Genomic DNA, 25,485 nt, shown 5'->3' on the forward strand with positions numbered 1-25,485 from the left:
CCCCACTGTGCCTGTCTTTACCGGAAGGAGCCCAGGTCGAAGTCGTCCAGGGGGACCGCCTGCCCGCTGGCCGGGCCGAAGCCGTAGTCGGCCTCCGGGTAGCCGGTCATCGAGTAGACCTTCGCCTTCGCCTCCTCGGTCGGCTCGACCCGGATGCTGCGGTACTTGCTGATGCCAGTACCCGCCGGGATGAGCTTGCCGATGATGACGTTCTCCTTCAGACCGATCAGCGAGTCGCTGCGCGCGTGGATCGCCGCGTCGGTCAGCACCCGGGTCGTCTCCTGGAACGAGGCCGCGGACAGCCACGACTCCGTCGCCAGGGACGCCTTGGTGATACCCATGAGCACCGGACGGCCGGCCGCCGGCTCGCCGCCCTCGGCGACGACGCGACGGTTCTCCGCCTCGAACAGCGCACGGTCGACCAGCACACCGGGCAGGAACTCGGTGGAGCCGGAGTCGATGACCGTGACCCGCTTGAGCATCTGCCGGATGATGATCTCGATGTGCTTGTCGTGGATGAGCACGCCCTGCGAGCGGTACACCTCCTGGACCTCGGAGGTCAGGTGGACCTGGACCGCCCGGGGACCCATGATGCGCAGCAGCTCGTGCGGGTCGATCGTGCCCTCGGTGAGCTTCTCGCCGACCTCGACGTGCTCGCCGTCCTGGTAGCGCAGCTTGACGCGCCGGCTGAGCTTGTCGTGGACGATCTCCTCGCTGCCGTCGTCCGGCACGATGATGATCTTCCGCATGCGCTCGCCGTCCTCGATGCGCACGCGACCGGGGGTGTCGGCGATGGGCGCCTTACCCTTCGGCACGCGGGCCTCGAAGATCTCCTGGACACGGGGCAGACCCTGGGTGATGTCCTCACCCGCGACGCCACCGGTGTGGAAGGTACGCATCGTCAGCTGCGTGCCGGGCTCACCGATCGACTGGGCGGCGATGATGCCGACCGCCTCGCCGACGTCGACCGTCTTGCCCGTGGGCAGCGACCGGCCGTAGCAGGCGCCGCAGACGCCGAGCTTCGACTCGCAGGTGAGCACGCTGCGGACCCGGACGGTCTCGGTCCCGGCCGCGACCAGCAGGTCGACCGTGATCGAGTTGATGTCCGTGCCGCGCTCGGCGACCATCTTGCCGTCCTTGTCGCGGACGTCGTCGGCGAGCGTACGAGCGTGGACGCCCGTCTCCGCGTGCTGGTGGATGCGCATGACGCCGTCGTGCAGCTCGCCGACCGTCATCGGGATGGCGCGGTCGGTGCCGCAGTCCTCTTCCCGGATGATGACGTCCTGCGACACGTCCACCAGACGACGGGTCAGGTAACCCGAGTCGGCGGTCCGCAGCGCGGTGTCAGCCAGACCCTTACGCGCGCCGTGCGTGGAGATGAAGTACTCCAGCACGGACAGACCCTCCCGGTAGCTGGCCTTGATCGGCCGCGGGATGATCTCGCCCTTCGGGTTGGCCACCAGGCCACGGATCGCGGCGATCTGGCGGAGCTGGAGCAGGTTACCGCGGGCGCCCGAGTTGATCATCTTCCACAACGGGTTTTCCTGCGGCAGCGCGCTTTCCATCTCCTTGGCGACCTCGCCGGTCGCCTTGGTCCAGATCTCGATGAGCTCGCCGCGACGCTCCTCGGCCGTCATGAGACCGCGCTGGTACTGCTTGTCGATCCGCTCGGCCTCCCGCTCGTAGCGCTCGAGGATCTCGCGCTTGCGGGGCGGCTGGATGACGTCCTCCATGCCGATGGTGACGCCGGACCAGGTGGCCCAGTGGAAGCCGGCCAGCTTCAGCGCGTCCAGGGTCGCCGCGAGGGAGACCTTCGGGAAGCGCTCGGCCAGGTCGTTGACGATCGCCGACAGCTGACCCTTGCGGATCTCGTAGTTGACGAAGCGGTAGCCCACCGGGAGGGTCTCGTTGAAGAGCACCCGGCCCAGGGTCGTCTCGACCGTGACGGTGTCGCCGGACTGCCAGCCCTCGGGGGCCTCCCACTGCGGAGCGCCCGCACCGTTGTCGACACCGATGATGCCGCGCAGGCGGATCTTCACCGGGGCCTGCAGGTGCAGCTCACCGTTGTCGAACGCCATCCGGGCCTCGGCATCGGAGCTGAAGGTGCGCCCCTCGCCGAGCAGGTTCTTCTGGATGTGCGTCAGGTGGTACAGGCCGATGACCATGTCCTGGGTGGGCATGGTGACCGGCTTGCCGTCGGCCGGCTTGAGGATGTTGTTGCTGGACAGCATGAGGATGCGGGCCTCGGCCTGCGCCTCCGCGGACAGCGGCACGTGCACGGCCATCTGGTCGCCGTCGAAGTCGGCGTTGAAGGCGGTGCAGACGAGCGGGTGGATCTGGATGGCCTTGCCCTCGACCAGCTGCGGCTCGAAGGCCTGGATGCCCAGGCGGTGCAGGGTCGGCGCGCGGTTGAGCAGCACCGGGTGCTCCGCGATGACCTCCTCCAGCACGTCCCACACGACCGGACGCTGACGCTCGACCATGCGCTTGGCCGACTTGATGTTCTGCGCGTGGTTGAGGTCCACCAGGCGCTTCATCACGAACGGCTTGAACAGCTCCAGCGCCATCTGCTTCGGCAGGCCGCACTGGTGCAGCTTGAGCTGCGGGCCGACGACGATGACCGAACGGCCGGAGTAGTCGACGCGCTTGCCGAGCAGGTTCTGCCGGAAGCGGCCCTGCTTGCCCTTGAGCATGTCGGACAGCGACTTCAGCGGCCGGTTGCCCGGGCCGGTGACGGGACGACCGCGGCGGCCGTTGTCGAACAGCGCGTCGACGGCCTCCTGCAGCATCCGCTTCTCGTTGTTGACGATGATCTCCGGGGCACCCAGGTCGATCAGGCGCTTGAGCCGGTTGTTGCGGTTGATCACGCGCCGGTACAGGTCGTTGAGGTCGCTGGTGGCGAAGCGGCCACCGTCGAGCTGGACCATCGGACGCAGGTCCGGCGGGATGACCGGGACGCAGTCCAGGACCATGCCCAGCGGCGAGTTGGCGGTGTTGAGGAACGCCGCGACGACCTTCAGCCGCTTGAGCGCCCGGATCTTGCGCTGGCCCTTGCCGCTGCGGATGGTCTCGCGCAGCGACTCGGCCTCGTCGTCGAGGTCCAGGTTCTCCAGGAGCGCCTTGATCGCCTCGGCACCCATGGCACCGGTGAAGTACTCACCGAACCGGTCGCGCAGCTCGCGGTAGAGCAGCTCGTCGGTGATGAGGTTCTTGCGGTCCAGCTTGCGGAACGTGTCCATGACCTCGTCGAGACGGTCGATCTCACGCTGCGCGCGGTCCCGCATCTGGCGCATCTCGCGCTCGCCGGACTCCTTGACCTTGCGGCGCACGTCGGCCTTCGCGCCCTCGGCCTCGAGCTCGGCCAGGTCCTGCTCCAGCTTCGCGGCGCGCTTCTCGATCTCCGAGTCGCGGGCGTTCTCCGCCTGGCGCTTCTCCGCCGAGACCTCGTTCTCGAGGGTGGCGAGGTCGCGGTGGCGGGCCTCCTTGTCGACGCTGGTGATCACGTACGACGCGAAGTAGATGATCTTCTCGAGGTCTTTCGGCGCCAGGTCGAGCAGGTAGCCGAGCCGGCTGGGCACACCCTTGAAGTACCAGATGTGCGTGACCGGTGCCGCGAGCTCGATGTGGCCCATGCGCTCACGGCGGACCTTGGCACGGGTCACCTCGACGCCGCAGCGCTCACAGATGATGCCCTTGAACCGGACCCGCTTGTACTTACCGCAGTAGCACTCCCAGTCCCGGGTAGGACCGAAGATCTTCTCGCAGAAGAGCCCGTCCTTCTCCGGCTTCAGGGTGCGGTAGTTGATCGTTTCGGGCTTCTTGACCTCGCCGTGCGACCACTGGCGGATGTCGTCAGCAGTGGCCAGACCGATGCGCAGTTCGTCGAAGTAGTTGACGTCGAGCACTTCGTCTATGTCCTCACGATTCAGTTGCTCGGGTAATTGCTAGGTCGTGGGGCGGGCGCCTTCGCGGACGCCCGCCCACGAGATCAAACTTCCTCGACGCTGCTCGGCTCACGCCGGGAGAGGTCGATGCCGAGTTCCTCGGCGGCGCGGAACACCTCGTCGTCCGTCTCGCGCATCTCGAGGGCCACACCGTCGCTGGAGAGCACCTCGACGTTCAGGCACAGCGACTGCAGCTCCTTGAGGAGCACCTTGAAGGATTCCGGGATGCCCGGCTCCGGGATGTTCTCGCCCTTGACGATCGCCTCGTAGACCTTGACGCGTCCCAGGACGTCGTCGGACTTGATCGTCAGCAGCTCCTGCAGCGCGTAAGCCGCGCCGTAGGCCTGCATCGCCCAGCACTCCATCTCACCGAAGCGCTGACCACCGAACTGCGCCTTACCACCCAGCGGCTGCTGCGTGATCATCGAGTACGGACCGGTGGAGCGGGCGTGGATCTTGTCGTCGACCAGGTGGTTGAGCTTGAGGATGTAGATGTAGCCGACCGCGATCGGGTCCGGCAGCGGCTCGCCGGAGCGGCCGTCGAACAGCCGCGCCTTGCCACTGGCACCGATGAGCTGGTTGCCGTCCCGGTTGGGCAGCGTGCTGCTCATCAGGCCGGCGATCTCTTCCTCCTTGGCGCCGTCGAAGACCGGGGTCGCCACGTTGGTGTCCGGCTCGGACTCCCCCGCGTTGATGGCCTTCAGCGCCCGCTTCCACTCGGTGTCGTCACCGTCGATCTTCCAGCCCGTCTTGGCGACCCACCCCAGGTGGGTTTCCAGGACCTGGCCGATGTTCATCCGGCTCGGCACGCCGAGCGGGTTGAGCACGATGTCGACCGGGGTGCCGTCCTCGAGGAACGGCATGTCCTCGACCGGAAGGATCTTGGAGATGACACCCTTGTTGCCGTGGCGGCCGGCGAGCTTGTCGCCGTCCTGGATCTTCCGCTTCTGGGCCACGTAGACGCGCACCAGCTCGTTGACGCCGGGCGACAGCTCGTCGCCGTCCTCCCGGCTGAACGTGCGCACGCCGATGACCGTGCCGGTCTCGCCGTGCGGCACCTTGAGGCTGGTGTCGCGCACCTCGCGGGCCTTCTCACCGAAGATCGCGCGGAGCAGGCGCTCCTCCGGGGTCAGCTCGGTCTCACCCTTGGGGGTGACCTTGCCGACCAGGATGTCGCCGGTCACGACCTCGGCGCCGATCCGGATGATCCCCCGCTCGTCGAGGTCGGCGAGCATCTCCTCGCTGACATTCGGGATGTCGCGGGTGATCTCCTCCGGCCCCAGCTTGGTGTCGCGGGCGTCGACCTCGTGCTCCTCGATGTGGATCGAGGTGAGGACGTCGTTCTGCACCAGCTTCTGGGACAGGATGATCGCGTCTTCGTAGTTGTGACCCTCCCAGGGCATGAAGGCGACGAGCAGGTTACGCCCGAGCGCCATCTCGCCCTCGTCGGTGCACGGACCGTCGGCGATGACCTGCCCCGCCTCGACCCGGTCGCCCTCGAAGATCACCGGCTTCTGGTTGACGCAGGAGCCGGAGTTGGAGCGGCGGAACTTGTGCAGCAGGTAGGTGCGGCGGTGACCGTCGTCCTGGTGGATCGTCACGTAGTCGGCGCACATGTCCTCGACCACGCCGGCGACCTCGGCCACGACCACGTCACCGGCGTCGACGGCGGCACGGTATTCCATGCCGGTGCCGACGAGCGGAGCCTCGGCCTTGACCAGCGGCACCGCCTGGCGCTGCATGTTGGCGCCCATGAGTGCACGGTTGGCGTCGTCGTGCTCGAGGAACGGGATCATCGCGGTGGCGACCGAGGTCATCTGCCGCGGCGACACGTCCATGTAGTCGACCTGGTCCGCGGGGACGTTGTCGACCTCACCGCCCTTGCGTCGGACGAGGATGCGGTCCTCGGCGAAGTTGCCGTCGCTCTTGAGCGGAGCGTTGGCCTGCGCCTTGACGTAGCGGTCCTCTTCGTCGGCGGTCAGGTAGTCGATCTGGTCGGTGACCCGGCCGTCGACGACCTTGCGGTAGGGCGTCTCGACGAAGCCGAACGGGTTGACCCGCGCGAACGTCGACAGCGCGCCGATGAGACCGATGTTGGGACCCTCGGGGGTCTCGATCGGGCACATGCGGCCGTAGTGCGACGGGTGAACGTCGCGGACCTCGAAGCCGGCCCGCTCACGCGACAGACCACCCGGGCCGAGCGCGCTCAGCCGGCGCCGGTGGGTAAGACCGGCGAGGGGGTTGGTCTGGTCCATGAACTGGGACAGCTGCGACGTGCCGAAGAACTCCTTGATCGCCGCCACGACGGGACGGATGTTGATCAGGGTCTGCGGCGTGATCGCCTCGACGTCCTGGGTGGTCATCCGCTCGCGGACGACGCGCTCCATCCGGGACAGGCCGACACGGACCTGGTTCTGGATGAGCTCGCCGACCGTGCGCAGGCGCCGGTTGCCGAAGTGGTCGATGTCGTCGGCCTCGTAGCCCTCTTCGCCCGTGTGCAGGCGGCAGAGGTATTCGACCGTGGCGACGACGTCCTCTTCGGTCAGCACACCCTGGTTGATCGGGAGGTCCAACTCGAGCTTCTTGTTGAACTTGTATCGACCAACCTTGGCGACGTCGTATCGCTTCGGGTTGAAGAAGAGGTTGTCGAGCAGGGTCTGCGCATTCTCACGCGTCGGCGGCTCGCCGGGGCGGAGCTTGCGGTAGATGTCGAGCAGCGCCTCGTCCTGGCCGGCGATGTGGTCCTTCTCGAGCGTCGTCATCATGAGCTCGGACCAGCCGAACTTCTCACGGATGCGCTCGGCGGACCAACCGATGGCCTTGAGCAGGACGGAGACCGCCTGCCGGCGCTTGCGGTCGATTCGGACACCGACGGTGTCGCGCTTGTCGATGTCGAACTCCAGCCAGGCACCCCGGCTCGGGATGACCTTGACGCTGGTGAGGTCGCGGTCGGAGGTCTTGTCCGGCTGCTTGTCGAAATACACGCCCGGCGACCGGACGAGCTGGCTCACCACGACGCGTTCGGTGCCGTTGATGATGAAGGTGCCCTTGGGCGTCATCATCGGGAAGTCACCCATGAACACCGTCTGGCTCTTGATCTCGCCAGTGGTGTGGTTGGTGAACTCCGCCGTCACGAACAGCGGCGCGCAGTAGGTGAGGTCCTTCTCCTTGCACTCCTCCATGGGAGCCTTGACCTCGTCGAAGCGGGGCGCGGAGAACGACAGGGACATCGTGCCGGAGAAGTCCTCAATGGGACTGATTTCATCGAGGATCTCCGCGAGCCCGGAACGGGCGTGCGGATCACCGGCCGAGCGGCTCTGCCACTTCTCGTTGCCAACCAACCAGTCGAACGAGTCGGTTTGGATGGCAAGGAGGTTGGGAACCTCAAGGTGTTCGGTGATCCTGCCGAAGGAGACCCGGCGGGGAGCGTATGCGCTCGAACTGGTCTTCGCAGGGCGGGAAGCTGCCAAGATGCGTCCTTCCGAGGACCGGTGTTGCAGACAGGCCGTTTCGCGTGCAGCCTGACGACCCCCGATGCAAAGTGCCCACGAAGAGGCACTCCACGCCAGAGGTGAAGTCAGAAGACAGCGCAAACTAGCAGTGTAGCCGAAAGGCTAACCGCTGTCGAGCGGCCCCGTGCACGATGTTTCAACGATCTTTTTTGAAGATCGTTGTTCCACCGGCCGAGCCGCTCGCGTCGGTCGAGGCCTGGGGCTCACCGGTCGATGTGCGCTGAACCGGACCCAAGAAGGATCGGGGCACATCTGTCGGGCCACCGGCCGCCGCGTCCGCGGAAAGGCGATGCCTGATTAGCGTGCCTGCCACCTGGTCATCGCGTCAAGGGTTCCCACGCGCGTCGGGCCACCGTGACGGATATCTCGCACTCCGATCACAAGGTGTTGTGGTGGCCACCCCTAGATCTTGGGTCCTTACACAGAACGGGGCGGCCACCGGATTCCCGGCGACCGCCCCGCTGAACTGCAAGTTACTTGAGGGTAACCTTGGCGCCCTCGGCCTCGAGCTTGGCCTTGGCCTTGTCCGCGGTCTCCTTGTTGGCCTTCTCGAGGACGGCCTTCGGCGCGGCCTCGACGAGGTCCTTCGCCTCCTTCAGGCCCAGGCCGGTGAGCTCACGCACGACCTTGATGACCTGGATCTTCTTGCCACCGTCACCCTCGAGGACGACGTCGAACTCCGACTGCTCCTCCTTCTCCTCGACGGGAGCAGCGGCGCCGCCGCCACCGCCCATCATCACCGGAGCGGCAGCGGTGACGTCGAACGTGGTCTCGAACTCCTTCACGAACTCGGAGAGCTCGATCAGGGTCATCTCCTTGAACGCGTCGAGGAGTTCGGCAGTGCTCAGCTTCGCCATGGTGGCGTTCCTTTCGAAAAAGTGATGTGGAGCAGGGCCTATTCGGCCGCGCTACCGGATTCCTCTGCGCTGCTGGATCCCTCTGCGCGCTTGTCGGCAAGGGCCTGGACGGTGCGGGCGGCCTTCGACAGCGGCGCCTGGAACAGCGACGCGGCCTTGGACATGCTGCCCTTCATGGCGCCGGCCAGCTTGGCCAGCAGCACCTCACGCGACTCCAGGTCGGCCAGGCGACGGACCTCGTCCGCGCTGATGGCCTTGCCCTCGAACACGCCGCCCTTGATGACGAGCAGCGGGTGCGCCTTCGCGAACTCGCGGAGGCTCTTCGCCGCCTCGACAGGGTCGCCGGAGACGAAAGCGAGCGCGGTAGGACCGGAGAACAAATCGTCGAGCCCGCTGATGCCCGCGTCCGTCGCGGCACGCTTCGCGAGCGTGTTCTTCGCGACGGCGTACGTGGTCTCGCGGCCCAGGCTGCGACGCAGGGTCTTGAGCTGCGCCACGGTCAGGCCGCGGTACTCGGTCAGCACGGTGGCCGTCGAGCCACGGAAGCTCTCGGTGAGCTCCGCAACCGCGGTGGCCTTGTCGTCTCGAACCGGCTTGTCCGCCATGTCCCTCCTCTCTCTTGCTACGGTGCTGGCCACGCTCTCGGGCCCGCCCGCGGCAACGAAAAACGCCCCGGCGCAGGGGCGCACGGGGCGGAGCGACATCAGTCGGCAGCGCTTGTCCGGCCCTGCGCGGGTCGCCTGCGTTGACGCAGGACCTTCGACATCCGCTCACGCGGATATGACCAGCGGTCTTCGGGTTTCGGATCGAACTCTACGTCACGGGTTCGAATCGACCAAATCACGGCCGGTCGCGGCGCAGACGGGCGTACGCGACGACGGCCGCCACCGCCCACAGGACGCCCCATCCGGTGGTGACCGCCACGTGGGCCAGGTCGGCGCCGCCGACCGTGTCGCGGGCCGTGGTCATCAGCGGCGGGGCCAGCCACGGGGCGGGCGAGCTCTTCAGGCCCAGGACGATCGCCATGACCACACCGCCGACGAGGATCGCCAGACCGCGGGCCGCCTGACCGGACACCGCCCGGCTGGCGAGGGCGCCGAGGGCGACCGCGGGCAGGAGCAGCAGCAGGTGCGCCCACAGGCCGAGCGCGAGCCCCTCCGGCAGGGGCGGGTCGCCGGGCTTCTCGGGGCCGGTGACGCCGCCGACGACCCACGGCAGGACCATCGCGACCAGGATCACCGGCAGGCCGGCGAGCAGCGCCGCTACGACGCCCGCGGCGGCCTCCCGGGCGGCGCCGACCGCGACCCGGCCGATCCGCCGCTGCACGTCGGGCTCCACGTCGAGGAGAAGCTTCGTCTGCCAGGCCAGGACCGCGAACAGCACGGCCGCGGACACCCCGTAGGCCTCGCCCGCCTGGGACTTCCCCCCGCCGTACAGGACGGAGAGCACGACCAGCGCGGCCAGCAGGGGCGCGGCGGCCCGGCCCGTCTGGACGAAGCCCGCGAGCCGCATCCCCACCAGGGCGGTCACCGCTCCTCCCGCACGCCGAGGACGTCGAACCCGTCGGCGCGCAGCCGCGCCACCGCGCGGTCCGCGTGCGCCGCGGTGACCGCGAGCTCGATGATGTGCCTGCCGGCGGGGCGCTCCCCCTCGCTCACCCGGCCGTCGCGGACGTGCCAGCGGCGGGCGCCGGGCAGCCGGGAGACCTCGCCGAGGTGGTCACTGATGAGGACCGAGCCGCCGCGGGCCACGACGCCGGCGACGATCGCGGGCACCTGCTCACGGGTCCTGGCGTCCAGGCCTTCCCACGGCTCGTCGAGCACGAGCAGTCCTGGTGGCTCCAGCAGCGCCTGCACGAGGCCCACCTTCTGGGCGGAGCCCTTGGAGAGGCGGCTCAGGCGTACATCGAGAAACCCCGCGAAATCGAGGCGGTCGGCCCATTCGTCGATCGTCTCGGCGGGGGCCTTCCGGACCGCGGCCATGCGGGTCAGATAGGCCCGGGCGGTGAACGGCTGGTCGGCGGGGAAGCGCTCCGGGACCCAGCCCACGACGGCCGGACGGGCCGTCACCGCGCCTCTGACGGGCCGCAGGACGCCGGCGGCGAGCTGAAGGAGGGTCGATTTGCCGGTGCCGTTGGGGCCGAGCACGACGGCGGTCTCGCCGGGGCCGAGCTCCAGGTCGACGTGGCTCAGCGTCCACGGGGCCTTGCGGGTGTAGCGGAACCAGACGTCCTGCAGGCGCACGCCTCCGAACATAGCCTCACATAGACGAAGGCGGGCACCATCGGGTGCCCGCCTTCGGTCGTGCCTGCTTACGCCTCCGAAGTGGCGTCGTCCTCGAGGAGGTTGCGCGTGCGGTTCGGGTCGACCGGGATGCCGGGGCCCATGGTGGTGGTGATGAAGATCTTCTTCAGGTACTTGCCCTTGGCGGCGCTCGGCTTGGCCCGGTTGACCTCGTCGAGGACCGCCGCGTAGTTCTCCACCAGCTGCTGCTCGGAGAAGCTCGCCTTGCCGATGATCAGGTGCAGGTTGGAGTGCTTGTCCACCCGGTAGGTGATCTTGCCGCCCTTGATCTCGTTGACCGCCTTGGTGACGTCCATCGTGACCGTGCCCGTCTTCGGGTTCGGCATCAGGCCGCGCGGGCCCAGGATCCGCGCGATCCGGCCGATCTTGGCCATCTGGTCGGGGGTGGCGATCGCCGCGTCGAAGTCCAGCCAGCCTTCCTGGATCCGGGCGACGAGCTCGTCGGTGCCCACCGCGTCGGCGCCGGCGGCCTCGGCCTCGGCGGCCTTCGGACCCTGCGCGAAGACGATGACGCGGGCGGTCTTACCGGTGCCGTGCGGCAGGTTGACCGTGCCACGGACCATCTGGTCGGCCTTGCGGGGGTCGACGCCCAGCCGCATGGCCACCTCGACGGTGGGGTCGAACTTGACCGTCGTGGTCTGCTTCGCCAGCTTCACGGCGGCGATGGGGCTGTACAACGCGTTGCGGTCGACAAGGTCCGAGACCTTGCGGTAGTTCTTGCCGTGCTGCGACATGTCGCTTTACTCCTGTGGTGATCGTGCGGGCGTCTCGCTTCGGACGCCCTCCCACGTGGTGATCGGGGTTTGTCAGTCCTTGACGATGATGCCCATGGAGCGGGCGGTGCCGGCGATGATCTTCTCCGCCTGCTCGATGTCGTTGGCGTTGAGGTCCGACATCTTCTTCTCGGCGACCTCGCGCAGCTGGGCCTTGGTGATCGAGCCCACCTTGTCCTTCTGCGGCACGCCGGAACCCTTCGGCACGCCGGCGGCCTTGAGCAGCAGGCGGGCGGCGGGCGGGGTCTTGAGGATGAACGTGAACGTCCGGTCCTCGTAGACGCTGATCTGCGCGGGGATGATGTCGCCGCGCTGGGACTCCGTCTGGGCGTTGTACGCCTTGACGAACTCCATGATGTTCACACCGTGCTGACCGAGCGCGGGGCCGACCGGCGGCGCCGGAGTGGCCTGGCCGCCCGGCAACTGAAGCGTGAAGGTCTTGACGAGCTTCTTCTTCGGAGGCATGGCTGCTTTCGTCTTCCTGGGCTGGAGTTTCGTGCCTTTGTTGGCAGCGGTTCTTCGACCGCCCCTACGCACGACTGAGCGCCCGGCACTTGGCCGGACGCTCAAGCGTACCGCAGGCGAATTAGATCTTCGTGACCTGGTTGAAGTTGAGCTCGACCGGCGTCTCCCGGCCGAAGATCGAGACCAGGACCTTGAGCTTCTGCTGATCGGCGTTGATCTCGCTGATCGTCGCCTGCAGCGAGGCGAAGGCGCCGTCAGTGACCGTGACCGAGTCGCCGACCTCGAAGTCGAGGACCTTGACCTCGGGCTTGCCGGCCTTCTTGCCCTCCTGCTGCACGACCGGGGCGAGCCACTTGAGCACCTCGTCGAGCGACAGCGGCGCCGGGCGGTCCGCCCGGTCGGTCGCCCCGACGAAGCCGGTCACACCAGGCGTGTTGCGGACGCAGGAGTAGGACTCCGCCGTCAGCTCCATCCGGACGAGGATGTAGCCGGGGAAGACCTTGTTCTGCACCTGCGTGCGCTTGCCGTTCTTGATCTCGACCTCTTCACGAGTCGGGACCTCGACCTGGTAGATGAACTCTTCCATGTCGAGGCTCGTGATACGGGTCTCGAGATTCGTCTTGACCTTGTTCTCGTAACCGGCGTAGGAGTGCACCACATACCAGTCACCGGGCGCGAAGCGCAGGGCGGCACGCAGCTCGGCGACGGGGTCCTCGGCGTCGGTCGCCGTCGCCGCCGGCTCGGGGGCCGTGCTCGGCGTGGCAGCCGTCATCACCGTCGACGTCTCCTGCTGCTCGTCGTCGGTCCCGGCGGTCTCGTCGAATTCCTGCACGCTGCTCACTTCCGTCTGTCAAGTCTTCGCGTCTGCGGCCGGCCCGCTTGGGGACTACTCCGTTTTGTTTCCGAAGGCCCAGAGGACGCCCTTGGCGAACAGGTAGTCGAGTCCGCCCACGATCGTCAGCATCACGATCACGAACACGACGACGACGACCGTGTAAGTGGTCAGCTCCTTGCGGGTCGGCCAGATCACCTTACGCAGTTCGGCGACAACCTCGCGGACGAAGTTGATGAGCCGCGCGAAGATGTTGTTCGAACCGCCCTCTTTGACCTTGGTCTTCTTCTTGTCCGACTCTTTGACGTCCTTGGACTTCGACTTCGCGTCCTTGGACTTCGTCAGGACCGGCTTGCCGTCGGCGTCCTCGTCATCGGCGTCCGTCTCGAGGTCGTCGTCGTCGAGCTCATCGAGCTCGTCGGCGAACTCCTCCTCAATGGCCGCGTCCTCGGCGCTGAGCTCCTCGTCACGGCGATCGTCGGCGGGGTCGGTCCCGCGTCGCCTGCGTTCGGCCACTTTCGCCCTCTTCCGTGATCTCGCGAGTGCTCGGTCCGATGAGTGGCCCGCGGATCCGCCCAACCAGGCCACCGGCGATGAGCCGGCGGCACTCGGCGGGACCAACCCGTGACCGCTGGAGGTCGCGACCCGATCGGCGGATCGGGCACCCCAGACCCAGGTCAGGCCTTCGGCGCAGGGGCGACAGGACTTGAACCTGCAACCTGCGGTTTTGGAGACCGCTGCGCTGCCAATTGCGCCACACCCCTTCGTGGTGATCGCGCCTCCAAACGCCCCCGATTGCGGACGTCGAGAGGTTGCTCACCCCACGGGCGACCAGTGTACGGGTTCGGGTGGGATATCCCAACCACCCCCCTCCACCGGGTCGCCTTCTAGGCTCTGACCAGGGCTTTCGCGGCGCCGAGAATCTTGTCGCCGTTACACGTGGCGGTGATGTCGATCTGCGTGACACCGTCCTCGCCTACCCGCTTCACGACGCCGCTCACCACGATCTCGGTGCCTTTGTCGTCGTCGGGCACCACCACCGGGTTGGCGAACCTGGTGGAGTATTCGACGATCGCGGCGGTGCCACCCACCCAGCACGCCACCGCCTGACCCGCCAGGGCCATCGTCAGCATGCCGTGCGCGATGACACCCGGCAGACCGACCGAGGTCGCCACCCGGTCGCTCCAGTGGATCGGGTTGAAGTCCCCGGAGGCGCCCGCATAGCGCACCAGATCGGCGCGGGTCACCTGGAACGTCTGCGGCGGGAAAACGGTGCCAGCTTCCATCTCAGCCCTCCCCACGGACCACGAGACGGGTCCAGATCGTCACGACGAGCTCACCCTCGACGGTCGACACCTCATGCCGCGTCGTCAGGAACCCGTGCCCGGCACGGCTGCTGATCTCCTCCACCGCCATCACCGTCACCAGATGGTCGCCGGCGACGATCGGCCGCTCATAGCGGAACGTCTGCCCGCCGTGCACCACCCGGCTGTAGTCCAGCCCGAACGACTGGTCCTCGACCAGCTGCTGCCCGGCGTTCTGACTCAGGATGATCGCGAACGTGGGCGGAGCGATCACGTCCTTGTAGCCCTTGGCGCGCGCCTCGGCGAGATCCCGGTGCACCGGGTCGCTGGCGCTGACCGCGTCGGCGAACTCCCGGATCTTTTCCCGGGCGACCTCATACGGCGGGGTCGGCGGATACACCCGACCCATGAACGACTGATCCAACGGCATGGTGTGCAACTTACCGCTGACGCGAAAAAGCCCCGGCCGTGGGCCGGGGCTTCGTCTAAAGCTGGTTATCGCGTCTCGCGGTGCACGGTGTGCTTGCCGTCCCGGGGGCAGAACTTCTTCAGCTCGATGCGGTCCGGGTCGTTGCGGCGGTTCTTCTTGGTGATGTAGTTCCGCTCTTTGCACTCCGTGCACGCCAGCGTGATCTTCGGACGAACGTCGGTCGCCTTGGCCATGGCGAAGTGCCTTCCTTCAGAGCGGGGTTCAGGTCCAGCGAACGAGCATAGCGGCTCACACTGGCGGTCGCCGAATCGGCGACCTCTGTGGTGCGTCTGTAGCGGTGGCCGGACTTGAACCGGCGACACAGCGATTATGAGCCGCTTGCTCTACCATCTGAGCTACACCGCCGCGGCGGACTCGATGACTCAAGCCCGGTCTCTCGAGCCCCCTTACGGAATCGAACCGTAGACCTTCTCCTTACCATGGAGACGCTCTGCCGACTGAGCTAAGGGGGCGCAACCCGTGCCATCCGGCACATGCGCTCGCTAAGCGTACACGGTGCTTCCCGTGGCACGAAATCGACTTCCCGGAAGTGGTGTTTCCGCAGCTCGCGAGCCTGCTTCCGGCGGGCCTCTGGCGCCGGTCCGCTCGCCGTCCTTCCCCACCGCCGTCTTGATCGGATGCCGGCTCCGGGCCGTTGATCAGGCGGTGCTGTTTCATGGGCATCTGCTGCCGGCCGGAGACCCACGGCGGGCCCAGAACGCCGGCTCAGGGCCTTCAGATCCGGCCGTATTCGAGACCCGATGCCGGCGGGGCCGCGGCCGGCGCCTCAGCGGCGTCAGATCGACTCTGCGGGGCAAAGCACGCCTTGGACGTCTTGTGGTCACCGTCCGAGCCGTGTTCGGGCGAGGCTGACAAGCCCGTTGCCGCGGCTCGTGATCCGGAAGACTGATGGTCACCCTGGCGACAACATCTCTTCCGGCTCAAAAGCGTGGGTCACTGCAGGTGGCGGGAGAGGGAAGGCCCCCAAGGGCCTGACCGGCGGCTGACGGGAGCAACGGACCTCCGCCACCGCGGACCGGAGCCATGAAGGATCTGCTACCGGGTCGGCCTTACGGCACGGCGCGCAGCCAGCGGACCTCACCGGCCGGGGCGACGGTGGGGTCGGCGTCGGCCTGGATCTGGAGCCAGGACTCGAAGCGTTCGTAGGGCAGCGCGCGGCTGAACAGGAAACCCTGGCCCATGTCGCAGTGCATGCCTTCGAGCAGGCCGAGTGTGAGTTCGCTCTCAACGCCCTCGGCGACCACGGCCAAGCCGAAGTGGCCGGCCATGTCGACGATGGTGCGCACGATCGCCAGGTCGCTGGGGGCGGTGGCCATGCCCTGGACAAAAGTACGGTCGATCTTGACTTCTTGGACGGGCAGTCGGCTGAGGTCGGCGAACGACGAGCGGCCGGCGCCGAAGTCGTCGACGGAGAGCCGGATGCCGAGGTCACGGAGGCGCTTCAGGGTGGGGATGCCGCGGCCGCTGGCGAGCAGCTCCTCCTCCGACAGCTCCAGGATGATCCGGTCGGCGGGAACGCCGTGCTCGTCCAACAGCTCCGACACCTGGAGTGGGAAGTCCGCGTCGTTGAGGGTGCGGACCGAGATGTTGACCGCGACGGTGAGCGAACGGCCGGCGTCGGACCACTCGCGGGCCCGCCGGATGCCTTCGCGGAGGACGACGCCGTTGAGCCGGGAGAGTTGGCCGGTGTGCTCGGCGACGGAGACGAAGTCGGGCGGGGCGACCAGGCCGTGCACCGGATGCTCCCAGCGGGCCAGGCACTCGACGCCGACGAGCCGGCGGTCCTTGAGGGCGACCTTGGGCTGGAAGTAGACCTCGAGCTCGCCGGTGTTGAGCGCGGCCTCGAGATCGCCGGCGAGGCCCACACGCCGCACGGACCGGGACTGCAGGCCCGCGTTGAACAGCTGGACGATCCCCCGCGACTTCGCCACGTAGGTGGCCACGATGGCCCGTTGGAGCAGTGCCTCGGGCTCCGAGCCGTGGTCTGGGTAGATCGAGACGCCGACGTTGGTGTCGACGTCGACGGTGAGCGTGTCGATGACCATGCGGTCGCGCAGGCCGGCGCGCAGGGTGTCGGCGACCGTGACGGCGGCGTCGGCGCTCGCGGTGCGCAGCTCGACGGCGAACTCGTCGCCGCCGACCCGGGCCACCAGCGCGCCCTGCGGCGCCAGGTCGCGCAGCCGGCGGGCGACCTGGACGAGCACCTCGTCGCCGGCGTCGTGGCCGAGCGAGTCGTTGACATCCCGGAGCGCGACCACGTCGAACAGCAGCACCGCGACGACCTCGCGCGGGCCGCGGCCGGTCATCGCCTCGCCGAGCGCCCCGAGCATCCGCCGCCGGTTGGCAAGGCCGGTGAGCGCGTCGTGGTTGGCGTCGAACTGGAGCCGGTCGACCAGGCGGCTGTTCTCCACCGCGGCACTGACCTGCACCGACAGCGTTTCGAGCAGCTGGGCCTCGTCCTTGCCGAAGGCGACGTTCTCGCCGAGCCGGCCGGCGACCTCCAACGTGCCGATCGCGATGCCGCTTGAGCGCAGCGGCACGACGATGACGTCCTTGACGCGAGCCTCCTGCAGCGCGGACTGAAGCTCCGGCGGGCCCGCCTTCGGCCCGGCGACGACAGTCTTGCCGGAGCGCATCGCCAGCTGCCGGAACAGGTCTGGCGTCGTGGCGCTGTCGAGCAGACCCGGATAGTCCAGCCGCGCGGACAACAGCACCTCGTGGTGACGGCCGTGCTCGGGCAACCACAGCGTGGCCGAGTCGGCGGCGACCAGGGCTCGCACCCGTCCCAGTAGGACGTCGGGCAGCGTGCCGTCGTGGTTGGTCGCCGCGATGTCCCGGGTCAGCGCGTACATCTCGGTCAGGCTGCGGTGCTGACGGAAGAACTGGGAGTAGGACCGGTAGAGGACGCCGAGCACGATGGCCAGGGCGACGAGCAGCAGGCCGCCCCATCGGCTGGCCTCCAGCGTCAGCAACATCAGCAGGCCGAGCACGATGTTGACGCCGATGACGGCGAACCCGATCAGCGACGACTTCAGGAAGTGCGCCAGCTGATTGACGCCCTGCAGCAGCACCATCACGCCGGCGATCGCTGTCACAGCGACCACGTTGCCCGCGAAGACCGCCGCGGCAAGCACGAGCCAGGTGACCGGCGACTCGGCCTTGCCGAGCCCGAATTGGAAGACGATGAGATTGGCGGTGGCGATGCTCGCGAAGTGGCTGGCCGTGTTGAAGGCCAGCTTGTGCGGTCCGAGCCGGACGCCGGCGACATTCCAGATCAGGCCGGCGCCGACCCGCACGAAGATGGCAAGCCAGGGCGAGAGATAGAACAGCGCGAGAACGACCGGGATGTCGTCCATCCGCGTCGTGAACGCCTGGCGCCGGATGTCGAACCGCAGCGCCAGGGGTGTCGCCAGGGCGGCCAGGGCCAGCAGACCCAGCGCATAGCCGAACTTATGGTCGATCGGTTGCGGCTTATCGGAAAGCAGGATCGGCAGCGACAGCAGCGCGCCGAGGAGGAGGAGCGGGCCGGTGATCAGCCACGAGTGCGCGTCAGAGCGGCTGACTGGAACTTTTGGCGCTGGCACCCGCTCCCCAATCGTTCGGGCAAGGAGCCTCGCGGGCGTGAAAGCCCGGGCCTAGCTCCAGTCGAAGCCCTCAGTGGCGAACAACTGCGGACCGTTCACGCTCGGCTGCAGATTCTGCGCAAAACCGGTCAAACGAACCGATGCTGCACTGGTGGCAACCTCGTCTGCGTGCGCAACGGTCGCTGACACGCCTAAGGCGACCACGCCCATGCCGACCGTCACCGCCAATCGCACCATCCATCGACCAAGCGTCGTCTCACGCATGTGTAGCTCCTATGCGATCTCAGTGACCTCAGGCCCTGTATGGATACCCACGATCCTGCCACAGCCAACACCTCAAACGACAGTGCGACGGCCAGGATGACGCGCCCGCCCGGAAGAATCGACCTTTCGGCCGATTCCAGGAGTGGCGGTCCGGCCATATCAGCTTGCCCAATCAAGATCCGAAGCAACTTTTCCGCGCCTCTTGGAGTCAGGCTTCTCCATCTTCCGCTTCCTGACGGACGGGACCGCCGCGTCGCCGATCTCACGCCAGCCCGTCTCGGGCTCGAGGACCATGGACTCGACCCAGCCGACCGCGTCGCGCTCGGAATCGAAGGCCCGCACTCGCTGCCGCCCCTCGGGCCCGCCGCGGCGGAGCTCCACCTGCCACCGGCCGTTGGCCGCGTTGCGCACGAAGACGTCCCGTCGCACGAGCCGGGACCACCGCCCGTTCCACCACTGCCGCTCGTTCATGGTTCCATCTTAGAACGGGTGTACGACAATTTCGGGTCCTTGGGGACGGGTCTCAACCCGTAGTTTGCCTATATATGGCGACCTCGAGGAGCCGAACCGCCGGGCGCGGCCAATCATGGCGGAGACTTCGCCCCGCATCTGCCGCGACGGGCAAGACCAGCCCTCTCTTAACTGCCTGTGGCGGGCAAAGGATCCGAACCTCTGCAACTTTCGCGACGGAGTATCTGCCGTGCGATCGATCAACCTCTACCTGCGGTAACCAGCATGCCGACCTTCGGTCGCTGCACCCTCGCCGCGGCAGCGACCGCAGCAGCGGCCCCGCCAAGCTGATACATCAGGACGATGTCGTGAACCGCGCCGTGTCGCTGTACTCGTACATCGCCAGACGCACGGCGGCTGGCGATGAAATCCCGATCCGCTCAGCCACGACCGGCGAGGTCGAGCGGATCCAACTGTTGTGGTCGGACATCTTGAGCATCGCTGCCACTCCGGCAATGGATCGCACCACTAAGGCGGCTGAGAACGAGGACCAGGGCGACGCGGACGAGGCCGACCCACCGAGTGCGAGCTGAGCGGCGCGGAACTTTGCCGCGCGTTTGCCGGGGCGGGTGAGTTTCGGCTGGCCCCGGATGAGACCGAGCGGGACCGACGAGAGAGGGCCGCTACCGGGTTTCCCCTGGTAACGGCCCTCTCTGCACTGCCGGTGGCGGGTAGAGGATTCGAACCTCTGTAGCTTTCGCGACGGATTTACAGCTCGGGCGCGCAACTGGCCTTGACCTGCGGCGGACCAGCCATCCGCTGCGAGTTTCTCCGCGCATACTCCGTACGACTGTTGATCATGCCACGGGAGGTGTCGTACTAAGAGCGGCTGGAACAAAGGGGGGCGCCAGCGTGGTCCCGAGCCGCCCCCCTTTGTTCCAGCCGCTCTTAACCTGCCCCGCCGGGGACACCTAATCACAGGAGTGTCCCTGGGTTGATGTTGCAAAACCGCAGGTCAAACGATATCGGGGGACTCGGGGGACAGGAGGGACACCAAGCTAGAGCCTGTGTTCCCGACCATAGCGACCCCATATGAAGATCATGTAGCGTCGATCTTGTGACGGGGCAGACACGAAACGCGATCATTGAGGGCGAGGTCATCGCCGAGCCGGTCGACGCTCTGCCGCCACCGAAGCCGCGCAAGCGGTGGCCGTGGCTGGTCGGCGGGATCGCCGCAGGCATCGCCCTGTGCCTGGCCGTGCCGATCGCCGTGGTTGTCGCCATGCTCGTTCTGCCGCTCGTGCGCGGCACGATCGAGGCGGGCCAGGGCGCCTCGACTCCTGGTGAGGCGTTGGTCCGCTACCAGATGTCGTTCAACGAACCTGGCAAGAACGGCGAGATGCTGGCCTCGCGGATGGTGACGGGCAAGAAGGCCCAGGACATGCTCAAGGCGCGCGCTGACTTCCTAGCGGACAGGGAGCGCGACATCGGCCGGCATCCGGACTGGACGTGGGGCGAGGTCAAGACGGGATGGGCACCAGCGGGGCAGGAGGCGTACGACGTCGACTGGCAGGACGACCGGGCCGAGATGACCCTCTGGTTCATGGTCGGCGGTCACCCCAGCGACGTTCAGGACGTCTGGTACAACAGCACGCTGCCGTGGCAGGCCAAGGCGGTGCGACAACGGGACGGCTGGCGACTGACCGAGGTGGAGATCCCCACGTGGTGTGGCACGCAGCGACCGGACGGGACGTATACCGGCTACTCCAAGTGCTGAGGATCTTCAAGCGGTCACCCTGCTACCGCCTCACCTCGGCAATCTCGATTCCGCATGGCTCACCATCACGGTGCGTGAACACGTACTCTGTGCCACCCACCAGCGACATACCCCCGGCGTCGACGATGTGGCCCTCGTTGACCCAAAGCCTTCCCGGATAGCCGTCGTACTCGAATGACCAGGCACCATCGATCTCGCGCACACGATAGCGGTAGCCGCTCACGAAGAGCGCGGGCCGAACGGCAGGCAGCGCTTTGTAGTCCACGGTGAGACCCACGGCCTGGTGCATGTGGTGCGGGACGTAGCTGCCGGACTCGTTCACACCTTCAATGCCGCTACTGGCGGGGATCGTCGGAAGCTCTTTCATGGTGGTGGCCTCCTGAAGCCGGCGCGGTGATGCGTCGGCATGGGCTAAGACCTGGAACAGGGCGCCAGAGAAGCGCTCTGCGTTCGCCACGGTGCGTAGATGGGTCCACCCCCGGGCGCGGTAGTACGCGTGCAACGCGTCATTGGTCTTCCAGGCGTCAAGCCTGAGCCACCGGCAGCCATGACGCCATGCGTGGTCACCGGCCCACGCCAGCATCCCCGCGCCAAGCTCATGACCTGCCTGGTCTCGTCGGATCGCGAGCTTGGAGACGTACGCGGCAGGCTCGGCAAGTTCGTCGTCGGTCCAGAAGTCGGGATCTCCGTGCAGCTCGACGGTGACCGTGCCGATCAGATCTTGGCCGTTGCACAGCAGCCAGACATCCCCGTGCGCGAGTGACGGCGCCATCTTCTCCTGCCACTTGGGCCACGTCGACCACTGGTCCAGGCCCTTGCTGCGCAGCCACGCGATGCTCTCCTCAAGTAGCCGCATCACGATCGGGAAGTCGTTCGGATTCGCTCGACGCATGGTGAAGGTGCCCGAGGCGTGCATGCGGTTGATCACTCCCAAGCTCGCTCGTAGACGATAACGTGACGGTCCCCGGCCAACACGTTGAGCGTGCAGCGAACCGGCCGCCCCTCGCTCGTGTATCCGGTCACGACATGCAGCGCGATCGGTGTGCCGGCAGCGAGGTCTAGCCGCGTGATCTCCTCCGGGCTAGGCATGCGTACGAAGAACTCATCCATGGCCCTAGCCTGCGCGTATCCCAGTTCCGCCAGCCGCTGGTTGGTCCCTTGCGGGATGTCCTCTGGCGACATGATGTTGGTGTCTTTGACCAGGTCAAAGGGGAAGTGGGAATCGTTCGTGTTGACGGGCTCTCCGTTGATGAACCGGACGCGACGGCGGGCCACGACCAGCTCCCCCCTTGGCACCTCAAGGCGGCTCGCCACCTCGGAAGACGCCGGGACAATGGAAACCTCGATCGTCTGTGACGGCGTGCGGCCCTCGCTGGAGATCTGCTGACAGTACCGGTCCATTTCGGGCGAAACGGGCTGTGGACGGGACTCCGCTTGCGGCCGGTACACCATGTGCTCTCGCTGCCGCACGAAGTGGCCGTGGGGCCGCTGCGCGCTTACCAGGCCTTCCGTCACCAGCACCGCAAGCCCTTGCCGGACGGTCTGCCGAGCTACCGAGTAGGCCTGCACTAGCTCCTGCTCGGTAGGCAGCCGGTCGCCGGGGCGCAACTCTCCAGAAACGATCTTGTTTCTGAACTCCGCCGCTATCCGCTGGTAAGCGGGCACGGACGAGCCACGTGTTGTGTTCACGCCTCCTTTTTACGTCCCCGACCAGGGATTGTCTAGTCGATCTGGTCAAACCCCTTGACGCGGCGCCCGGCCGCATCCAATATCGATGGCAGCACATTGTCTAGTCAGTACAGACAATGTCGAACAAGACGGAGTTCGTGGGAATGGCGGCTTGTCGCTGCGCGCCTGCGGATCGCCGTATGTGCGGGTTTGTTGAGAACTGAATTGGGCTGCGCCTCCCTCGGGATACCGGAAAAGGTTGCCGCGCAAGGCTTCTGGTCCTTGCATGCACGTTCACCCGTGCTGAAACGGGCTCCACACAACGCTTTCCGCCCGGCCGGGGCATCTCGGCCGGGCGACCCTTCCCGATCTCACAGGAGAGACCGTGAACAACGACCGTGACGACCCGTCCCCCGCCGACCTGGCCGCGATCGAGGCTGAGATGCCGCTGATCGAGGCTGAGATGCTGGTCCTCGACGCGGAGGTCCGCATCTTGTTGGCCGATCCCGAACCGACCGCGTTGGACTGGCAGCGGATGCGCCGCGCTGAGCGGCTCGTCATGCGCGAGCTGGTCAAACTGCACGCCACGCACCCCGCCGTGCGGCGGCTGCGGGCAGCGTGAGGGCCCGGCCGTGAGCCGCACCCGCGCTTGCTACCTCGACCCCGAGGGCGAGCGGTACGGCATCCCCACCTGGTGGTGGAAGGGCGCACCTGACGTCTACGCCACCCGCCGCCAGCTCCGCGCACGCGGCCTTCGCCCCGGCGGTCAGCCGGTTGCCGGCCAAATCCTGTGGCGCGGCGTTGGCGGCGAACGCGTCGCCTACCTCTACCGCCTCGACCTCGCCAAGCCGCACCGCCCCGCGACCGCCGCGCAGCGCCGCGCGATCGGCGCCGCGCTGCTGGCCCGCCGGACCTGCTCCACCTGCCGCGAAGTGCGGCCGTACTACATCCCGCGCTCGCTCGGCGAGTGCCTCACCTGCGCCTACCCCGAGGAGACCTCGTGACCACCGCAACCGCCTCCAGCGCCTACCCCGCCCCGATCGAGGCACTCATGGCCGACGCCCGCGCCCTGGCCGACCAGCTCGGCGACATCCCGTCCCGCAACGCCCTGATGAAGGAGTTCAAGATCGGCGCCCCGAAGGCCAACGCGGTGCGTGAGGCCCTCGCCGAGGAGGGGATGCGCCTGCGGACGCGGGAGGTCGACACCTCCACGCCGCGCTCGCTGCACGCCGTGCCGGACCTGGCGCCCGAGGTGGAGCCCGACGACGAGCCCACCGACCCGCCCGCCCTGGTAGAGGTGCCGCCGATCACCGAGGCGCCCGAGGTGCTGCCGCAGGCCACGGGTGACGGACACCCGGGCACCAACATCACCGCCCCGGACCTCCTGGCCGCGCCGCCTGCCAAGGCGCCCGCCCGGCGCAAGCCGCGCTCCTGGCCGGTGTGGGTGCTCGCCCTGCCCGCGTTCGTCGCGATCTGGTCCGGGTGGGTCGGCCTCGGCGAACTCACCGGGTTCGGCGTCATCCACCCGCTGCCCGGCATCGCCGACGACTTCAGCATCAACACCGCGATCACTCTCCCGATCGGCGTCGAGACGTACGCCGCCTACGCCCTCGCGGTCTGGCTGTCCAGCGCCTACGGCCCGTCGGTGCGCCGGTTCGCCCGCTGGTCCGCGATCGGCTCCCTGATCTTCGGCGCCGCCGGACAGGTCGCCTACCACCTGCTCAGCGCCGCCGGGGTCACCTCGGCGCCGTGGTGGATCACCACGGCGGTTGCCTGCCTGCCCGTCGCTGTGCTGGGCATGGGCGCCGCGCTGGCGCACCTGATCCACGCCAACCGCGACTAGCTCCGCCCGGTGCGCGGCCAACGGCCGTAGGAAGCTCGGCCGCGCACCGGTCCCCATCCCTCCACAAGGAGTCAGGAGACCTCCATCATGGCAACCCCGACCGATGCCGGCACGCTCGCCGCTGTCTTCGTCGCCCTGTACGCCGCTCACCAGGTCGCCGACCACTGGGTGCAGACGCAGCATCAGGCCGACCACAAGGCCGACGCCGGGTGGCGGGGGCATCTCGCCTGCGCCGCGCACGTCGCGACCTACACGCTCTGCGCGGTCGTCGCCCTGGTCGTCATGCACGCGGTCACCGGTGCGGCGCTGCAGCTCGGCTGGGCCGCCGCCGGGCTCACCGTCTCGGCCGTGACGCACCACATCGCCGACCGGCGTGCGCCGCTGCGGCGGATGGCCGACGCGCTCAAGAAGTCCCCGGCCTGGCTGGAGCGCGGCGGCGGCCTCTACGCCCTCGACCAGTCGTGGCACGTCGGCTGGCTATTCGTCGCCGCCCTGCTGATCGCGAACTGAGGCGGGGCGACATGGACGACAACGCCGAGCTGCTCGACCTGCACCGCGAGGTCCGCGACCTCTACCAGGTCCTGGCCGACCTGGCTCGCTGGGCCAACCAGCACCTCGACAACGAGTGCGCCGACCGGCAGTACATCGCCGAGCACCTCACCGGGTCGCTCGCCGCGCTGATCGACGGCGGCCCGCTCCCACACTCCCCGTTCTGACCCTCCACAAAGGAGAGACATCATGCCCGGATCGTTGAAGAACAAGGCGATCAGCGTCTGCCTGGGTCTGCTGGCCGCGTACTTCGTGATCACCGACCCGACCGGTTCCGCCCGCGCCGTGACGACCGTCGCGCGGGGCGTCATGGCGTTCCTCGCTGCCCTCGCCGCTTAATTCCTGCCCGGTGCGCGGCCCTCTGGCCTAGGAACCCCGGCCGCGCACCGGCCCCCTCACATGGAGGAGCCCTCATCATGTCATCCCCCGCGCCGATGTTCTCCCGTCACCCGCTGCTGCGGATGCTCAACGGCCTCAGCCTGCCCGCCGACGACTTCGTGGTCTTCGGGTCCGGGCCGATGCTCGCCCACGGGCTGCGCCGTGAACTCGGCGACCTGGACGTGGTCGCCCGGGGCGAGGCGTGGCGCCGCTTGACCCGCTGGTGCCAGCCGACCCCGGCCCCCTCGGGGCACGGCCTGACGATCCGCCTGCAGATCGAGGTGGCGGACCGCTGGTTGCCCGGCTGGGACACCGACCGGCTGATCAGCGCCGCCGAACACCACGCCGGGATCCCGTTCGCGCCGCTGCACGCCGTGCGGGAGAGCAAGACCAGCACCGACCGGCCCAAGGACCACGCCGACATCGCCCTGATCGACGCCGTCACCACACAGAAGGAAGCGGCATGACCTACACGCCCCGCAGCGCACCGCC

General features: G+C 67.7%; 27 protein-coding genes and 3 tRNA genes. 9 read left to right on the forward strand and 21 right to left on the reverse strand.

The window, feature by feature from the left end:
• Positions 1-17: 17 nt before the first annotated feature.
• The 19 genes from ACZ6TV_RS12660 to ACZ6TV_RS12750 all read right to left on the reverse strand — a co-directional run bounded on the left by ACZ6TV_RS12660 (position 18) and on the right by ACZ6TV_RS12750 (position 18,799).
• Positions 18-3,905, reverse strand: a complete 3,888-nt coding sequence (locus ACZ6TV_RS12660; protein ID WP_465297262.1) for a DNA-directed RNA polymerase subunit beta' — start codon at positions 3,903-3,905, stop codon at positions 18-20.
• Positions 3,906-3,988: 83 nt separating this feature from the next.
• Positions 3,989-7,414 carry a DNA-directed RNA polymerase subunit beta gene (gene rpoB / locus ACZ6TV_RS12665; RefSeq protein WP_465297263.1) on the reverse strand — a complete coding sequence of 1,142 codons (3,426 nt, stop codon included), beginning with the start codon at positions 7,412-7,414 and terminating at the stop codon, positions 3,989-3,991.
• Between the two features lie 515 nt (positions 7,415-7,929).
• Positions 7,930-8,313: a 50S ribosomal protein L7/L12 gene (gene rplL, locus ACZ6TV_RS12670; RefSeq protein ID WP_465297264.1), complete on the reverse strand. Its 384-nt coding sequence runs from the start codon at positions 8,311-8,313 to the stop codon at positions 7,930-7,932.
• 38 nt (positions 8,314-8,351) lie between these two features.
• A complete protein-coding gene (rplJ, locus tag ACZ6TV_RS12675) occupies positions 8,352-8,918 on the reverse strand; it encodes a 50S ribosomal protein L10 (protein WP_465297265.1) in 567 nt (188 codons plus the stop codon).
• A 235-nt stretch (positions 8,919-9,153) separates the two neighbouring features.
• The gene (locus ACZ6TV_RS12680; protein ID WP_465297266.1) at positions 9,154-9,843 is read right to left on the reverse strand and encodes a hypothetical protein; all 690 of its coding nucleotides are present in this window, start codon (positions 9,841-9,843) and stop codon (positions 9,154-9,156) included.
• Positions 9,840-10,556: an ATP-binding cassette domain-containing protein gene (locus ACZ6TV_RS12685; protein ID WP_465297267.1), complete on the reverse strand. Its 717-nt coding sequence runs from the start codon at positions 10,554-10,556 to the stop codon at positions 9,840-9,842. The genes ACZ6TV_RS12680 and ACZ6TV_RS12685 overlap by 4 nt, the downstream gene beginning before the upstream one ends.
• A gap of 68 nt (positions 10,557-10,624) precedes the next feature.
• Entirely contained in the window at positions 10,625-11,350 is a 726-nt protein-coding gene (rplA, locus tag ACZ6TV_RS12690) for a 50S ribosomal protein L1 (RefSeq protein ID WP_465297268.1), read from the reverse strand.
• 72 nt (positions 11,351-11,422) lie between these two features.
• Complete coding sequence (gene rplK, locus ACZ6TV_RS12695; protein ID WP_465297269.1) at positions 11,423-11,854, reverse strand: 50S ribosomal protein L11; 432 nt, start codon at positions 11,852-11,854, stop codon at positions 11,423-11,425.
• Between the two features lie 121 nt (positions 11,855-11,975).
• Positions 11,976-12,626: a transcription termination/antitermination protein NusG gene (gene nusG / locus ACZ6TV_RS12700; RefSeq protein WP_465297347.1), complete on the reverse strand. Its 651-nt coding sequence runs from the start codon at positions 12,624-12,626 to the stop codon at positions 11,976-11,978.
• Positions 12,627-12,740: 114 nt separating this feature from the next.
• Complete coding sequence (gene secE, locus ACZ6TV_RS12705) at positions 12,741-13,202, reverse strand: preprotein translocase subunit SecE (RefSeq protein WP_465297270.1); 462 nt, start codon at positions 13,200-13,202, stop codon at positions 12,741-12,743.
• Positions 13,203-13,377: 175 nt separating this feature from the next.
• A tRNA-Trp gene (locus ACZ6TV_RS12710) sits at positions 13,378-13,450 on the reverse strand.
• A gap of 123 nt (positions 13,451-13,573) precedes the next feature.
• Positions 13,574-13,972 carry a MaoC family dehydratase gene (locus ACZ6TV_RS12715; protein ID WP_354776682.1) on the reverse strand — a complete coding sequence of 133 codons (399 nt, stop codon included), beginning with the start codon at positions 13,970-13,972 and terminating at the stop codon, positions 13,574-13,576.
• Between the two features lies 1 nt (position 13,973).
• Complete coding sequence (locus ACZ6TV_RS12720) at positions 13,974-14,420, reverse strand: FAS1-like dehydratase domain-containing protein (RefSeq protein WP_354776684.1); 447 nt, start codon at positions 14,418-14,420, stop codon at positions 13,974-13,976.
• Positions 14,421-14,485: 65 nt separating this feature from the next.
• Entirely contained in the window at positions 14,486-14,653 is a 168-nt protein-coding gene (gene rpmG, locus ACZ6TV_RS12725) for a 50S ribosomal protein L33 (RefSeq protein WP_033357682.1), read from the reverse strand.
• A gap of 99 nt (positions 14,654-14,752) precedes the next feature.
• Positions 14,753-14,825 (reverse strand) — tRNA-Met (locus ACZ6TV_RS12730).
• A 34-nt stretch (positions 14,826-14,859) separates the two neighbouring features.
• Positions 14,860-14,932 (reverse strand) — tRNA-Thr (locus ACZ6TV_RS12735).
• 597 nt (positions 14,933-15,529) lie between these two features.
• On the reverse strand, positions 15,530-18,064 hold the full coding sequence (locus ACZ6TV_RS12740) for a putative bifunctional diguanylate cyclase/phosphodiesterase (RefSeq protein WP_465297271.1): 2,535 nt from the start codon (positions 18,062-18,064) through the stop codon (positions 15,530-15,532).
• 51 nt (positions 18,065-18,115) lie between these two features.
• Positions 18,116-18,328 carry a hypothetical protein gene (locus ACZ6TV_RS12745; protein ID WP_465297272.1) on the reverse strand — a complete coding sequence of 71 codons (213 nt, stop codon included), beginning with the start codon at positions 18,326-18,328 and terminating at the stop codon, positions 18,116-18,118.
• Positions 18,329-18,487: 159 nt separating this feature from the next.
• The gene (locus ACZ6TV_RS12750) at positions 18,488-18,799 is read right to left on the reverse strand and encodes a hypothetical protein (RefSeq protein ID WP_465297273.1); all 312 of its coding nucleotides are present in this window, start codon (positions 18,797-18,799) and stop codon (positions 18,488-18,490) included.
• Positions 18,800-19,146: 347 nt separating this feature from the next.
• Here ACZ6TV_RS12750 and ACZ6TV_RS12755 point away from each other — a divergent pair, with 347 nt between their 5' ends.
• Together ACZ6TV_RS12755 and ACZ6TV_RS12760 are read left to right on the forward strand one after the other, a co-directional pair.
• Positions 19,147-19,371 (forward strand): hypothetical protein, encoded by a 225-nt coding sequence (locus tag ACZ6TV_RS12755; RefSeq protein WP_465297274.1) that lies wholly within the window; start codon positions 19,147-19,149, stop codon positions 19,369-19,371.
• Positions 19,372-19,895: 524 nt separating this feature from the next.
• On the forward strand, positions 19,896-20,555 hold the full coding sequence (locus ACZ6TV_RS12760) for a hypothetical protein (RefSeq protein WP_465297275.1): 660 nt from the start codon (positions 19,896-19,898) through the stop codon (positions 20,553-20,555).
• A 22-nt stretch (positions 20,556-20,577) separates the two neighbouring features.
• Here ACZ6TV_RS12760 and ACZ6TV_RS12765 read toward each other — a convergent pair whose 3' ends face one another.
• The gene (locus ACZ6TV_RS12765; protein ID WP_465297276.1) at positions 20,578-21,483 is read right to left on the reverse strand and encodes a GNAT family N-acetyltransferase; all 906 of its coding nucleotides are present in this window, start codon (positions 21,481-21,483) and stop codon (positions 20,578-20,580) included.
• On the reverse strand, positions 21,480-22,244 hold the full coding sequence (locus tag ACZ6TV_RS12770) for a GntR family transcriptional regulator (RefSeq protein ID WP_465297277.1): 765 nt from the start codon (positions 22,242-22,244) through the stop codon (positions 21,480-21,482). The genes ACZ6TV_RS12765 and ACZ6TV_RS12770 overlap by 4 nt, the downstream gene beginning before the upstream one ends.
• Before the next feature lie 364 nt (positions 22,245-22,608).
• Here ACZ6TV_RS12770 and ACZ6TV_RS12775 point away from each other — a divergent pair, with 364 nt between their 5' ends.
• From ACZ6TV_RS12775 to ACZ6TV_RS12805, 7 genes are all read left to right on the forward strand, one after another.
• The gene (locus ACZ6TV_RS12775) at positions 22,609-22,845 is read left to right on the forward strand and encodes a DUF6284 family protein (protein WP_465297278.1); all 237 of its coding nucleotides are present in this window, start codon (positions 22,609-22,611) and stop codon (positions 22,843-22,845) included.
• Between the two features lie 10 nt (positions 22,846-22,855).
• On the forward strand, positions 22,856-23,227 hold the full coding sequence (locus ACZ6TV_RS12780; RefSeq protein ID WP_465297279.1) for an RRQRL motif-containing zinc-binding protein: 372 nt from the start codon (positions 22,856-22,858) through the stop codon (positions 23,225-23,227).
• A complete protein-coding gene (locus ACZ6TV_RS12785) occupies positions 23,224-24,066 on the forward strand; it encodes an ABC transporter permease (RefSeq protein ID WP_465297280.1) in 843 nt (280 codons plus the stop codon). Before ACZ6TV_RS12780 ends, ACZ6TV_RS12785 begins: the two co-directional genes overlap by 4 nt.
• An 84-nt stretch (positions 24,067-24,150) precedes the next feature.
• The gene (locus tag ACZ6TV_RS12790; RefSeq protein WP_465297348.1) at positions 24,151-24,576 is read left to right on the forward strand and encodes a transcriptional regulator; all 426 of its coding nucleotides are present in this window, start codon (positions 24,151-24,153) and stop codon (positions 24,574-24,576) included.
• An 11-nt stretch (positions 24,577-24,587) separates the two neighbouring features.
• A complete protein-coding gene (locus ACZ6TV_RS12795) occupies positions 24,588-24,782 on the forward strand; it encodes a hypothetical protein (RefSeq protein WP_465297281.1) in 195 nt (64 codons plus the stop codon).
• Positions 24,783-24,804: 22 nt separating this feature from the next.
• Positions 24,805-24,954, forward strand: coding sequence for a hypothetical protein (locus tag ACZ6TV_RS12800; RefSeq protein ID WP_465297282.1), 150 nt, complete (start codon positions 24,805-24,807; stop codon positions 24,952-24,954).
• A 77-nt stretch (positions 24,955-25,031) separates the two neighbouring features.
• A complete protein-coding gene (locus ACZ6TV_RS12805) occupies positions 25,032-25,460 on the forward strand; it encodes a hypothetical protein (protein WP_465297283.1) in 429 nt (142 codons plus the stop codon).
• Positions 25,461-25,485 lie beyond the last annotated feature (25 nt).

This window comes from Dactylosporangium sp. NPDC051087 (genome assembly GCF_055586325.1).

Excerpts from the sequence above, each read along its gene's own strand:
- rplL (WP_465297264.1), bottom strand. The coding sequence starts at position 8,313 with ATGGCGAAGCTGAGCACTGCCGAACTCCTCGACGCGTTCAAGGAGATG.
- rplK (WP_465297269.1), bottom strand. The coding sequence starts at position 11,854 with ATGCCTCCGAAGAAGAAGCTCGTCAAGACCTTCACGCTTCAGTTGCCG.
- ACZ6TV_RS12795 (WP_465297281.1), top strand. The coding sequence starts at position 24,588 with ATGGACGACAACGCCGAGCTGCTCGACCTGCACCGCGAGGTCCGCGAC.
- ACZ6TV_RS12715 (WP_354776682.1), bottom strand. The coding sequence starts at position 13,972 with ATGGAAGCTGGCACCGTTTTCCCGCCGCAGACGTTCCAGGTGACCCGC.
- rplA (WP_465297268.1), bottom strand. The coding sequence starts at position 11,350 with ATGTCGCAGCACGGCAAGAACTACCGCAAGGTCTCGGACCTTGTCGAC.
- rplJ (WP_465297265.1), bottom strand. The coding sequence starts at position 8,918 with ATGGCGGACAAGCCGGTTCGAGACGACAAGGCCACCGCGGTTGCGGAG.
- ACZ6TV_RS12720 (WP_354776684.1), bottom strand. The coding sequence starts at position 14,420 with ATGCCGTTGGATCAGTCGTTCATGGGTCGGGTGTATCCGCCGACCCCG.
- ACZ6TV_RS12805 (WP_465297283.1), top strand. The coding sequence starts at position 25,032 with ATGTCATCCCCCGCGCCGATGTTCTCCCGTCACCCGCTGCTGCGGATG.
- rpmG (WP_033357682.1), bottom strand. The coding sequence starts at position 14,653 with ATGGCCAAGGCGACCGACGTTCGTCCGAAGATCACGCTGGCGTGCACG.
- ACZ6TV_RS12800 (WP_465297282.1), top strand. The coding sequence starts at position 24,805 with ATGCCCGGATCGTTGAAGAACAAGGCGATCAGCGTCTGCCTGGGTCTG.
- ACZ6TV_RS12745 (WP_465297272.1), bottom strand. The coding sequence starts at position 18,328 with ATGCGTGAGACGACGCTTGGTCGATGGATGGTGCGATTGGCGGTGACG.
- ACZ6TV_RS12750 (WP_465297273.1), bottom strand. The coding sequence starts at position 18,799 with ATGAACGAGCGGCAGTGGTGGAACGGGCGGTGGTCCCGGCTCGTGCGA.
- nusG (WP_465297347.1), bottom strand. The coding sequence starts at position 12,626 with ATGACGGCTGCCACGCCGAGCACGGCCCCCGAGCCGGCGGCGACGGCG.